The organism is Halopseudomonas sabulinigri (genome assembly GCF_900105255.1).
GTDB classification, from domain to species: domain Bacteria; phylum Pseudomonadota; class Gammaproteobacteria; order Pseudomonadales; family Pseudomonadaceae; genus Halopseudomonas; species Halopseudomonas sabulinigri.
Genome location: NZ_LT629763.1, coordinates 757,429 through 770,234 on the forward strand (window position 1 = coordinate 757,429; position 12,806 = coordinate 770,234).

At 58.6% G+C, this 12,806-nt stretch carries 8 protein-coding genes; 2 read left to right on the top strand and 6 right to left on the bottom strand.

Going from position 1 to position 12,806, the window contains the following annotated elements:
- Positions 1–6: 6 nt before the first annotated feature.
- From hrpA to BLU26_RS03360, 3 genes are all read right to left on the bottom strand, one after another.
- A complete protein-coding gene (hrpA, locus tag BLU26_RS03350; RefSeq protein WP_092283837.1) occupies positions 7–3,903 on the bottom strand; it encodes an ATP-dependent RNA helicase HrpA in 3,897 nt (1,298 codons plus the stop codon).
- An 87-nt stretch (positions 3,904–3,990) separates the two neighbouring features.
- Positions 3,991–5,676, bottom strand: coding sequence for a long-chain-fatty-acid--CoA ligase FadD1 (gene fadD1, locus BLU26_RS03355; protein WP_092283839.1), 1,686 nt, complete (start codon positions 5,674–5,676; stop codon positions 3,991–3,993).
- Positions 5,677–5,920: 244 nt separating this feature from the next.
- A complete protein-coding gene (locus tag BLU26_RS03360; RefSeq protein WP_092283841.1) occupies positions 5,921–7,609 on the bottom strand; it encodes a long-chain-fatty-acid--CoA ligase in 1,689 nt (562 codons plus the stop codon).
- 239 nt (positions 7,610–7,848) lie between these two features.
- Between BLU26_RS03360 and BLU26_RS03365 the strand changes: the two genes are divergently transcribed.
- Together BLU26_RS03365 and BLU26_RS03370 are read left to right on the top strand one after the other, a co-directional pair.
- Positions 7,849–8,793: an alpha/beta hydrolase gene (locus tag BLU26_RS03365; RefSeq protein ID WP_092283843.1), complete on the top strand. Its 945-nt coding sequence runs from the start codon at positions 7,849–7,851 to the stop codon at positions 8,791–8,793.
- Complete coding sequence (locus BLU26_RS03370) at positions 8,780–9,247, top strand: MaoC/PaaZ C-terminal domain-containing protein (RefSeq protein ID WP_092283845.1); 468 nt, start codon at positions 8,780–8,782, stop codon at positions 9,245–9,247. The genes BLU26_RS03365 and BLU26_RS03370 overlap by 14 nt, the downstream gene beginning before the upstream one ends.
- A gap of 117 nt (positions 9,248–9,364) precedes the next feature.
- Here the strand turns inward: BLU26_RS03370 and BLU26_RS03375 are convergent, their stop codons facing one another.
- The 3 genes from BLU26_RS03375 to BLU26_RS03385 all read right to left on the bottom strand — a co-directional run bounded on the left by BLU26_RS03375 (position 9,365) and on the right by BLU26_RS03385 (position 12,774).
- The gene (locus BLU26_RS03375) at positions 9,365–10,543 is read right to left on the bottom strand and encodes a vWA domain-containing protein (protein ID WP_092283847.1); all 1,179 of its coding nucleotides are present in this window, start codon (positions 10,541–10,543) and stop codon (positions 9,365–9,367) included.
- A gap of 139 nt (positions 10,544–10,682) precedes the next feature.
- Entirely contained in the window at positions 10,683–11,528 is an 846-nt protein-coding gene (locus BLU26_RS03380; protein WP_092283849.1) for an AAA family ATPase, read from the bottom strand.
- Between the two features lie 175 nt (positions 11,529–11,703).
- Positions 11,704–12,774 (bottom strand): DUF748 domain-containing protein, encoded by a 1,071-nt coding sequence (locus BLU26_RS03385; protein WP_092283851.1) that lies wholly within the window; start codon positions 12,772–12,774, stop codon positions 11,704–11,706.
- Positions 12,775–12,806: the final 32 nt, after the last annotated feature.

A 12,806-nucleotide genomic window follows, 5' to 3' on the forward strand; every position in this document is an offset into this window, starting at 1 on the left:
GGCGCTTCAAGCTGTGATTTCGCGCCAAAGTTTGGCCAGTCGCTTGGCCGAAACCGGCATGCGCGTGCCGAGCTGCTGAGCGAACAGCGACACCCGGTATTCCTCCAGCATCCAGCGCCATTCATCCAGCTGGCTGTCCCAACGGCCCTCGCGTTGCCACTTGTCAGTGAGCGCCTGATATTGCTGCTGAAAACCCTGCAGCTCATCGGTCCAGGCGCGGTCACGCGGCACCTGGCCCGGCAACTTGTCGAGCCGTTGCTCGATGGCGCTGAGGTAGCGCGGGTATTGTGCCAGCCACTGGGCTGGTACCTCGCGAGCAAAGCCAGGGTAAATCAGTTTGGCCAGTTGATCGCGCACATCGTTCATGGCCATGGCGTGGGCCAGTTCAACCTTACCCTTGAAGCGTTTACGCAGGCCGTGCCACTGCTTGAGGATCGCCAGCACTTGCTGCGCCAATTGCTCCGCAGCTGGCACCCAGTCTGCACGGCGTTGCTCAAGCAAGGCCTTGATCGCATCGGGGGCACGCGGCAGCGGCTCGCCCTCAAGCAGAAAAACCCGATCAACCGCGCCCAGCAACACGTCTTCGGTCAGCTGTTTTGCCGTGCCCAGATCACGGTAATAGATGGCGGCGTCTTTCAATGCCTGGTTCCTCTGTCGCACCAGCCGGGCTTGCTCCGGCAGCGCCTGCAGCAACAGGCGTTGCACGCCCTTGCGGTGCTGTTGGGCGGCGATCTGCGCCACATCAAACAACTGCTCCACCACCTCCTCGCCCTGCTCCACCCAGGCTGGATAGACCTGCACGGCAATGCCCGCCTGCTTGCGCACCTGCGTTTCGGCCAAGGCATAACTGCCTGCCGGCTCAGCATTCTCAGGTGATTCCTGCACGGCGCTGCTGGCCGGCTCCGGCTCCATAGGGCGGCCCTCCAGCTCTCCGCAGAGGGCACTGTAGTCGCGCCCACTGCAGATCACCTCGCCAGCGGCGTCAACTACTTCGATACGCATGCGCAGGTGATCTTCCAGCGCGATGTCATGCCAATTCTGTTCATCCAGGCGTACGCCGGTCATGCGCGTCAGTTCCCGGCCCAGGGCCTGAGTGAGACTACCCTCGCCAAACGGCATGCGCTCCAGCGCCGCGCGCACAAAATCCGGCACAGGCACGAAGTTCTTGCGCAGCGCCTTGGGCAGGCCACGCACCAGTGCCACGCACTTGTCGAACAATAGCCCAGGCACCAACCACTCCAGGCGGGCCGGAGGAATGCGGCGCAGCAAGGACGCGGGGATCCTCACCGTTACCCCGTCAGCCGGATGCCCTGGCTCAAAGTGATAACTGAGCGGCAACGCGGCAGACTCCCAGCGCAGCAGGTCAGGATAAAGGTCGGCACTAACGTCGTTGGCTTCGCGCTGCAGCAGATCATCGCGGGTCATGTGCAGCAACTTGGGCTGCTGCTGGCTGGTACGCTTCAGCCAGCGCTCGAAACTGGCCAACTGCACGATATCGGCGGGCAAGTGCTGATCGAAATAGCGATACAGGGTTTCATCGTCTACCACGATGTCGCGCTTGCGCGATTTCGCTTCCAGCTCATCCAGCTCACCGATCAGCTGTTGATTGGCCTTGTTGAACGCAGCGCGGCCATGCCATTCACCCGCCACCAGCGCATGGCGAATAAATAACTCGCGCGACACCACCGGGTCTATTGGGCCGTAGTGCACCTTGCGCCGCGGCACTATGATCAGGCCGTAGAGCGTTACCTGCTCGAACGCTACCACTTGCCCGCGCTTTTTCTCCCAGTGCGGCTCGCTGTAGCTGGTCTTGGTCAGGTGCTTGGCCAGCGGTTCTATCCAGAGGGGATCGAGCTTGGCCGCCAGCCTACCGTAGAGACGCCGGGTTTCGGTCAATTCGGCCACCATGACCCAGGCAGGCTTTTTCTTCGCCAGCGCAGAGGACGGATGCAGCAGAAAGCGCCGTTGCCGTGCACCCAGATAATCTCCCTCCTCGGTCTTGTTACCCAAGTGGCTGAGCAGCCCGGACAACAACGCCTTGTGGATGGACTCGTGGCCTGCGGCCTGTTCGTTTTCTTTCAGACCCAGATCACGGCAGGTCAGGCGAATCTGGCGGTGCGTCTCACGCCATTCGCGCAGTCGCAGATAATTGAGAAAGTTGCGCCGACACCAGCTACGCAACTGGCCCTGGGTCAGCGCCTGACGTTGCTGCTCATGGCCGGCCCACAGGTTCAGGAAGGCGGCAAAGTCGGAAGCGTCGTCGGCCCATTGCGCATGTGCCTGGTCGGCGGCTTGCTGCTTTTCCAGCGGCCGTTCACGCGGGTCCTGCACGGCCAGCGCACTGGCAATCACGGCGATCTCATGCAGGCAGTTTTGTTGCGCGCCTTCGAGCAGCATGCGGCCGATCCGCGGATCGACTGGCAGGCGCGCCAGCTGGCGGCCCAACTCGCTCATGCCACCGGCCTTGTCTACGGCGCCCAGCTCCTGCAACAAGGTAAAACCGTCACTGATGGCACGGCTGTCTGGTGGCTCGATAAAGGGGAAGTCCTCGATGCGCCCCAGACGCAGGTTGAGCATCTGCAGAATGACCGACGCCAGGTTAGTACGACGAATCTCCGGATCGGTAAATGCCGGCCGACCGTTGAAGTCTTCTTCACTGTAGAGGCGCACGCAGATACCCGGCGCAACGCGACCACAGCGACCCTTGCGCTGATTAGCGCTGGCCTGCGAGACCGCCTCGACAGGCAAACGTTGCACCTTGGAACGCGGGCTGTAGCGGCTGATACGTGCTTCGCCCGGGTCAATCACATAGACAATCCCAGGTACCGTCAGCGAGGTTTCCGCGACGTTGGTGGCCAGCACCACCCGACGCCCGGCGTGGGAAGCAAAAATCTTCTGCTGCTCGGCGGCTGACAACCGAGCGTAGAGCGGCAGAATCTCGGTATGTTTGAGATTGGCCTTGCGCAGATAGTCAGCGGTATCGCGAATCTCGCGCTCGCCCGGCAGAAAGATCAGCACATCACCCGGCGGTTGCCGCTGCGCACGTTCGTGATCGGCAATTTCGCGCAGGGCAGAGACGATGCCCTGATCGATACTCAGGTCTTCCTCTACGGCGTTGCCCTCTTCGTCCTGCTCCGCGGTGAGCGGGCGATACCAAAGATCGACCGGGTAGGTTCTGCCGGAGACCTCAATCACGGGGGCATTATTGAAGTGTTGCGAGAAGCGTTCCAGATCAATGGTCGCCGAGGTAATGATTACCTTCAGGTCTGGCCGCTTGGCCAGGATAGTCTTCAGGTAGCCCAGCAGAAAATCGATATTCAGGCTGCGCTCATGCGCCTCATCGATGATCAGCGTGTCGTAGCGGTTGAGAAAGCGATCATTCTGCGTCTCGGCTAGCAGAATACCGTCGGTCATCAGCTTGATCAGCGTCTTGTCCGAGCTTTGGTCGGTAAAACGCACTTGGTAGCCCACCAGTTCGCCCAGAGGCGTACCCAGCTCATCGGCGATACGGCTGGCGACACTGCGCGCTGCCAGACGTCTTGGCTGAGTGTGGCCGATCAGGCCGCGGGTGCCACGCCCCAGTTCCAGACAAATCTTCGGTAGCTGGGTGGTTTTACCCGAGCCAGTCTCCCCGGCAATAACCACCACCTGGTGCTCGGCAATAGCGGCTTTGATCTGCTCGCGCTTCTCGGCAATCGGCAAGCTGTCGACAAAGCGAATGGACGGAATGCTGGCCGAGCGCGCGGCAACCCTGGCAGCTGACGCCTCGAAGCGCCTGACCCAGTCGCCGCTGGCGCTGACCTGGCCGGCACCGCTCAGTTTGCGAAACTGTTGTTGCAGGCGCTGGCGGTCAGCCGCCATGACGCTGGAAAAATCGGGGCTGCGCATCTCTGAGTCGGGCATGGAGCTTCCTGTGGCATGAAAAAACCCCGCCGGGACCAGCCAGGCGGGGCTTTATTGTCGCAAAAATGCGCGCGTGATTGCAGGCGATTAGCCGGCCAGTTTCTTCAGCTCTTCATCGCGCAGTTCACGGCGCAGAATCTTGCCTACGTTGGTGGTGGGCAGACTGTCGCGGAACTCGACGAACTTGGGCACTTTGTAGGCCGTCAGGTTGCTGCGCATGTGTTCCTTGACCTGGGCTTCGGTCAGGTTGGCATCCGCGCTCTTGACCAGGAAGACCTTGATCGCCTCACCGGATTTCTCATCCGGCACACCAATGGCAGCGCACTGGGCAACACCTGGAATAGCGGCCATAACGTCTTCCAGCTCATTGGGGTAGACGTTGAAGCCGGAGACCAGAATCATGTCTTTCTTGCGGTCGACGATGCGCAGGTAGCCGTCTTCCTGAATGATGGCGATATCGCCGGTCTTCAACCAGCCTTCGTCATCGAGGATTTCCTCGGTGGCTTCCTTGCGCTGCCAGTAGCCCTTCATGACCTGCGGGCCCTTGACACACAGCTCGCCGCGCTCGCCCAACGGCAACTCGTTGTTGTCTTCGTCGATTACCTTGCACAGCGTTGAAGGCACTGGAATACCAATGGTACCCAAGCGAATATCACTGATTGGGTTGACCGTAGCGACCGGGCTGGTTTCGGTCATGCCGAAGCCTTCACATACCGGGCTGCCAGTTACCTCTTTCCAGCGTTCGGCCGTGGCCAGTTGCAGCGCCATGCCGCCGGACAGCGTGACCTTGAAGCCGGTGAAATCCAGCGCGCGGAAAGCCGCGTTGTTGCACAGGCCGGCAAACAGCGTATTCAGACCGACAAAACCGGTGAAGCGATGCTGCGAGAGCTCTTTGACAAAGGCATCCAGGTCACGCGGGTTGGTGATCAGAATGTTGTGGTTACCGCTCAGCATCATGGCCATGCAATGGAAGGTGAAGGCGTAGATATGGTAGAGCGGCAGCGGGCAGATGATCACCTCTTCACCGTCGATCATGTTGGAGCCCATCAGCGCCTTGGCCTGCAGCATGTTGGCCACCAGGTTGCGGTGCGTGAGCATCGCGCCCTTGGCAACCCCTGTGGTGCCGCCGGTGTATTGCAGCACAGCCAGATCTTCGGCGGCGGGCGTGGCTTCAGTGAAGGACAAGGCACGGCCCTTGGCCATGGCGTCATTGAACTTGACCATGCCCGGGATGGAATAGGACGGCACCATCTTCTTGACGTGTTTGACGACGGTATTGACCAGAAAACGCTTCAGCGGCGGCAGCATGTCGCCCACTTCGGTCACGATGACCTGCTTCACGCCGGTTTTCGGCACCACCTGTTCCGCCAGATGCGCCATATTGGCCAGGCAGACCAGCGCCTTGGCGCCCGAGTCGTTGAACTGGTGTTCCATTTCACGCTGGGTATACAGCGGGTTGGTATTGACCACTACGTAACCGGCGCGCATGGCACCAAAGACGACGATCGGATACTGCAATACGTTCGGCATTTGCACGGCGATGCGATCGCCGGGCTGCAGACCGCTGTGTTTTTGCAGGTAAGCGGCAAAGTGACCAGACAGGGTGTACATCTCACCGTAGGTAATGGTCTTGCCAAGATTGGTAAAGGCGGGCTTGTTGGCAAAGCGTTGGCAGGACTCTTTGAGCACAGCCAGAATATTGGGGTACTGATCGGGGTTGATCTCTGAGTCAACGCCCGCTGGATATTTGTCTTTCCAGAAATTTTCAAGCATGGATGCCCGCTCCTGAACGCAGTCGGCCGTGATACGCCGCGCTGTTGTCTTATGGTTTTACCGTGCCGATGCACGCATTTCGACGCAGATTTATAAAATATCGTTATTTCTGCGGCCGAAGAGCCGGAAGACTAGCAGCTTTTCCGGGGGCAGACCAGCACCCCCGGAATCAGCTGAAAGGCGCTGACTACGGGTGTTGTCAGGCGACAGGAGGCTGACCGAACAGTCAGCTTTAGCGGGTTATCTATTCCTTGTCACGCAGCTCGCGGCGCAGAATCTTGCCCACAGCAGACATGGGTAGCGACTCGCGCATTTCGTAGTATTTGGGCACCTTGTAACCGGTGAAGTTGGCACGACAATAGGCTTTCAGTTCGTCTATTGTCAGATCGGGCGAGTTGGCCACCACAAACAACTTGACCGCCTCTCCCGACTTTTCATCCGGCACGCCAATGGCAGCGGCATTGGCCACTTTGGGATGCGCGGCCACCACGTCTTCAATTTCGTTGGGGTAGACGTTGAAGCCGGACACGATGATCAGATCTTTGATGCGGTCGACAATGGATACAAAACCATCGGCGTCGATAATCGCAACGTCGCCCGTGTGGAACCAGCCGTCGGCGTCCAGCACTTCATCAGTTGCTTCCGGCCGGTTCCAATAGCCTTTCATCACCTGCGGCCCCTTCACACAAAGCTCGCCACGCTCACCGATGCCCAGCTCCGCGCCCTGCTCGTCGATCACTTTCAGCGCTGTGCCAACAACCGCCAGACCCACAGTGCCGATACGCGAAAGGCCATCGCCCGGGCTCGCAGTCACCACCGGGGAACATTCAGTCAGGCCATAGCCTTCGCCGATCTTGCAGCCGGTTTTTTTCTCCCAGCGCTCCGCCGTCGCCTTGACCAGCGCCGTGCCGCCGGAGCCGGTACTTTTCAAATGGCTGAAATCGATATTGGCGAACTCGGGATGGTCCATCAGCGCAACAAACAAGGTATTGAGGCCAACTACCGAGGAAAACGGCCACTTTGTCAGCTCGGCGACGAAACCGGGAATGTCGCGCGGGTTGGTGATCAGCACGTTGTGGTGACCGGCGATCATCATGCACATACAGTTCACGGTGAAGGCGAAGATATGGTACAGCGGCAGCGGCGCGATGATGACCTCGCCACTGTCCTTGGTGATCTTGTTGCCGTCCTTGTCGAGCTGCTGCATGTTGGCGTACACCTGCAGCATGTTGGCCACCAGGTTGCCGTGGGTCAGCATGGCGCCCTTGGCAACGCCGGTAGTACCGCCGGTGTATTGCAGCACCGCCACATCATCCAGCGTCTTGCTGACCGCCGTCGGGCGCTGTCCCTGGCTACGCTGCAAGGCTTTCTTGAAGGAGATTGCCTGCGGCAGCTGATAAGCCGGCACCATCTTCTTGACGTGCTTGACCACCGCATTGGTGATAACCCCTTTGAGACCCGGCAGCATGTCGCCAATCTTGGCTTCGAAGAGAAACTCGATGTCGGTGTCTGGCAGTACTTCCTGCACCAGATGACCAAATACGTTCATGAAGATCAGCGCACGTGCACCGGAGTCCTTGAACTGGTGACGCATCTCCCGCGCGGTGTACAGCGGGTTGGTATTGACCACAATCAGGCCGGCGCGAATGGCACCAAATACGGCAATCGGGAACTGCAGTACGTTGGGCATCTGCACGGCAATACGGTCACCGGGCTGCAGGCTGGTGTGTTGCTGCAGGTAAGCGGCAAACGCGGCAGAGTAGCGATCCAGATCAGCATAACTGAGGGTTACACCCATATTACTGAAGGCAGGACGATCGCTGTGCTTCTGGCAGGCCTGCTGGAAGACATCTATGACCGATGTGTACTGTGCGGGGTCAATGCTAGCCGGGATGCCGGCTGGCCGTTTGTCGTCCCAGAACGAAGCGTCCATTATTTTTATCCTCTTTCCCGTTGGTGCATTTGTTATAAGCTGCTCTGACTGCTGACAGGCGCCGACCAACGCCGTTACCTGCGCCGTCGCGCAAAGATCCCAAAACTAACAGCTGCTTGGGGAAATACAAACTGCAGATATGTTTCATTTGGTTTGTGAATACCTGGCTCCACTGGCGGGCAGTCAGCGCCAGGCTTGCTCCGTTTACACCCATAACAACAATCAGGATAACAGCCCGCATGAATGCCGCCAGCACCGCTAATACCCAAACACCTGACCTTGACCAGCTACGTCAATGGCACCCGCAAGCCCCCTCTCGCGCCAGCGTGCTGATCTGCCATGGCATGGCGGAACACGGCGGGCGCTACGCCCGCCTGGCCGCTGTACTCAACGCGCAGGGCATCAGCGTGTATGCTCCGGACCTCCGTGGCCACGGGCCAGCTGCGCAAGCCCGGCCAGGGCAACTACCGGGCGGCTGGCCTGCCATGGAAGAGGACCTGCGGCGATGGTTGGCTGCGATACGCAAGCGCAAGCCTGACGCCCCTTTGGTACTTCTGGGGCACAGCATGGGTTCCTATCTGGTGCAGGGCTTGCTGTTGCAGCACTCAGCACTGGTGGACGCGGTCATCCTTAGCGGTAGCAACGCGCACCCTCCTACACTCAGCCGAGTAGGCCGTTTCGCCGCAGCAATAGAGCGTACGCTGCGTGCTGACGATGCGCCGGCCCAGACCCTTGGCAAGCTCAGTTTCGGGCAGTTCAACAAGGCTTTCACGCCAAACCGCACGGACTTTGACTGGCTCAGCCGTGACCCCGTTGAGGTTGATGCCTACGTAAACGACCCGTTGTGTGGTTTCACCCTGACCGCAGATTACTGGCATGGTCTGTTTACCACGCTGCTGCGTATCGCCGATGTAAAGCAACTGCGCAAGATAAGACACGATCTGCCCGTCCTGATCATCGGAGGCGATCAGGACCCGGTCAGTGCCGGCAATGGCTTACGTAAATTGCAAAGCCGCTTGCAGCAAGCGCAACTCAAGCAGGTAGAATTGCGGCTTTACCCACAAGCGCGCCATGAGGTGTTCAACGAAATCAACCGGGAGCAGGTTACCCGCGAGACGCTTGACTGGATCATGGCCACGCTTTCACTCGACAGCATAGGGAAGCCGACTGATGAAAATGCTTGAAAACCGTACCTACGACGAACTCACTGTGGGCGACAGCGTCCGTGTTGATCATCTGGTCAAGGAGCGCGACCTGATTCTGTTTGCCGAGGTGTCGGGCGACGTTAACCCGGTGCATCTGGACGAGGCCTTTGCTGCCAACACCCCGTTCAAGGGTCGCATTGCCCACGGCATGTTTTCCGGCGCGCTGATCTCCGCGACCATCGCCTGCGAGCTGCCGGGCCCCGGTACTATCTACATCGGCCAGGAAATGAGCTTTCTGCGCCCGGTGCGGTTGGACGACACCATCAGCATTGAGCTGGAGGTACTGGAGAAATTGCCGAAAAACCGCGTGAAGATTGCCACCCGGGTGTTCAACCAGGATGGCAAGCAGGTTGTCGACGGCGTGGCGACGGTGATGGCGCCTACGGAAAAAACCGCCATCCCACAGCCCGCGCTGCCGCCGATCAGCTTTTAAACAGCAAGCAAGCAGCGTGATAACGCAGCTGTTTGCCATCATCCCCGCCATCGCAAGCTGCCAGTTTTGCTTGTCGCTTGCGATGAGGGCTTGTAGCTCTCGGCAACCGCCGCGCCGCTATTTGCTCAGATAACGCATGCCCTCCTCCAGACCTTCCAGCGTCAGCGGGTGCATGCGGTCTTCGATCAGATCGCGCACGATCTTGGTCGAGGTGGTGTAGTCCCAGGCATCACGCGGGTACGGGTTGATCCAGATCAGCTTCTTGTACTTCTCTGTAAAGCGCTGAATCCAGACGTGGCCCGCCTCCTCGTTCCAGTGCTCCACGCTGCCACCGGGCTGGGTAATCTCGTAGGGCGCCATGGCGGCGTCACCGACAAAAATGACCTTGTAGTCCGGGCCATACTTGTGCAGCAGATCCACTGTGGAAGTACGCTCGCTGGTACGGCGCATGTTGTTTTTCCACACCGATTCGTAAATACAGTTGTGGAAGTAGAAGTACTCCAGATGCTTGAACTCGGTACGGCACGCCGAGAACAACTCTTCGCAAACCTTGATGTGCGCATCCATTGAGCCGCCTATATCAAACAGTAGCAGCAACTTGACGGCGTTGCGCCGCTCCGGTCGCATCTGAATATTCAGCAAGCCGGCATCCTTGGCGGTGTGGTCAATGGTGCCGTCGATATCCAGCTCATCTGCCGCGCCCTGACGCGCAAACTTGCGCAGACGGCGCAGTGCCACCTTGATGTTGCGCGTGCCCAGTTCAACCTGGTCGTCCAGGTTCTTGTATTCGCGCTGATCCCATACCTTGGCTGCCCTGCCCTGGCGTTTGCCGGCGTCACCCACACGAATGCCTTCGGGGTTGTAACCACCTGAGCCAAACGGGCTGGTACCACCGGTACCGATCCATTTATTGCCGCCTTCGTGGCGTTCCTTCTGCTCTTCGAGGCGCTTCTTGAACTCTTCGATGAGTTTATCCAGCCCACCCAGAGATTCGATCTTTGCCCGCTCCTCGTCACTCAGCATGCGCTCGAACTCCTTGCGCAGCCAGTCATCGGGGATCATCGCTTCAATCAGCTGGTCGAGATTTTCCAGGCCCTTGAAGTAGGCTCCAAAGGCACGGTCGAACTTGTCGAAATGACGCTCGTCCTTGACCATTACGGTGCGCGCCAGATAGTAGAACTCGTCCATGTCGGCAAACACGACATGGTGCTTCAATGCATTGATTAGATCGAGCAACTCGCGCACCGATACCGGCACCTTGGCTGCACGCATTTCATTGAACAGGCCCAGTAACATGGGCACCTCCCAATCAGGGAAAGACGACTACGGCGATAAACCCGCCAGCCTTGTGGTCAGCGTTGAACCCGGGCACCGAAACCAGTCTCGGCGCGAGGGCTCTGCGAATGCACGGCGGGCGTTGGCCGGCCGACTTTCCTTAGCGGTTTTGACGGCGGGTCATGAAGGCCAGGCGTTCGAGCAGCTGCACATCCTGCTCGTTCTTGACCAGCGCACCGTAAAGCGGCGGAATCGCCTTGGTCGGATCGCGGTCACGCAACACAGCCTCGGGGATCTGATCAGCCATCAGCAGCTTGAGCCAATCAACCAGTTCGGAAGTAGAGGGCTTCTTCTTCAGGCCGGGCACCTTGCGCACGTCGAAGAAAATATCCATGGCTTCGGACAGCAGGTGCGTTTCGATTTTGGGGAAATGCACATCAACGATCTTCTTCATGGTCTCGCGATCGGGGAAGGCGATGTAATGGAAGAAGCAACGGCGCAGGAAGGCGTCCGGCAGTTCTTTTTCGTTGTTGGAGGTGATGATGATGATCGGGCGCTGCTTGGCCTTGATCGTCTGATTGGTTTCGTAAACAAAGAACTCCATCTTGTCGAGTTCTTGCAGCAGGTCGTTAGGGAACTCTATATCGGCCTTGTCGATCTCGTCGATCAGCAGAATCGCGCGCTCTTCAGATTCGAAGGCTTCCCACAGTTTGCCCTTCTTGATGTAGTTGGCAACGTCATGCACTTTGTCGACGCCCAGCTGAGAATCACGCAGACGGCTGACCGCATCGTACTCATACAGCCCTTGATGCGCCTTGGTGGTCGATTTGATGTGCCAGGTAATGAGTTTGGCCCCCATGGATTCGGCCAACTGCTCGGCCAGCATGGTTTTACCTGTGCCAGGCTCGCCCTTGATCAGCAGCGGGCGTTCCAGGGTAATGGCGGCGTTGACTGCCAATTTCAGGTCGTCGGTAGCGACGTAGGACTGAGTGCCTTCAAACTTCATCGGATATTCCTTGGGCCGAAGCCCGGTTAGACCAGGCGTTACGAGGATAAATGGGTAGTCAGAAACTATAGCGTGCAGGCAATCGGGCTGTAAACGAAGGGAGAGGATTCAAGATTTGAATGATACGGCGTCATTACTATTGACGAGATCGCCAAAGCGCAGCGACTTCGGCGGCTCAGCGGTCGTCCTGAACCTGCTCGAATCGCGTGGTGAAGGCTTCGACGAAGGCGTTTCGCAAGATGCCGAAAAACGCTTGCAAAGGGCTGACATCAGCCTGGTCGATACTTCCTGAGAGTTCCACGCGCGTCGCGAACTGATCTAGCTTCTGGTTCTGCAGCACTTGCTGACCACCGCCCACTACCGCCTCCCATAGGCCGCGGAAGAATCCCTTATCCTCGTTTCGCACGTCCTGGTCCAGGTCAAATACATCGACATTGCGCAGCAAGGGTTTGACGTAGCCAGTCAACTGGCTGTCGCGCACCTTGGCTTCGATCACCAGATCGCCGGTGCCGGCCTTGAAATCGAACTTGCCATACGCTGAGGCAAACTCGTTAAGCCGCGGCAATTCCAGATCGGTCATGCGCAGACGCAAGTCGAGGTTTTCCATACGTACCAGCGGATCAAAACTGGCCGAGGCCTCAATCGGCGCCTGACCCAGAAACAGCGCGGTGCCCTCGGCCGTCGCATCACGCGCGCCCTCTTGCTGCTTGGCGTTGGTCAGGTTGAGCACCGTGAGATCAAGCTCATTTATATACAGGTTGACCGGCGGTTCGGAGTTGAAATTACGGAAGGCAACCACGCCTTGATTGATGTCTACCCGGTCCAGGCGTACCGGCAGAATGGATTGCACCTTCTCGCGCCAATCCACCCCGGTACCGGATTGCTTCTGCTCCTCGCTGTCACCATCGACAAAATTGAGTTCCGGCTGGTTTACTTCCATTTCCGCCACCAGCACGCCGTTGCTCCAGAAAGGCCGCAAACGAATTTTGACGTTGGTTTCCGGTAGCTTGAGGAAAGGCGCCTGTGTATTGCCATCCACCTTGACGATATTCAGACCTTCCATACGGTAGGCGCCGCGCCACAGGACGATATCGACATCCTCAACATGGCCACGGTAATCGCCCATGTCGGCCATCTTCTTGTTCAGCACGTCCTTGACGACAATCGGCAGCAACAAATGTACTGCCAGCAGCAACACCGCCAGCAGCACAAAAAAACCCAGAAGATAACGACTTTTTCGATTCATACCGGATTGACCCTCGCAACCCAGCGCAGTTC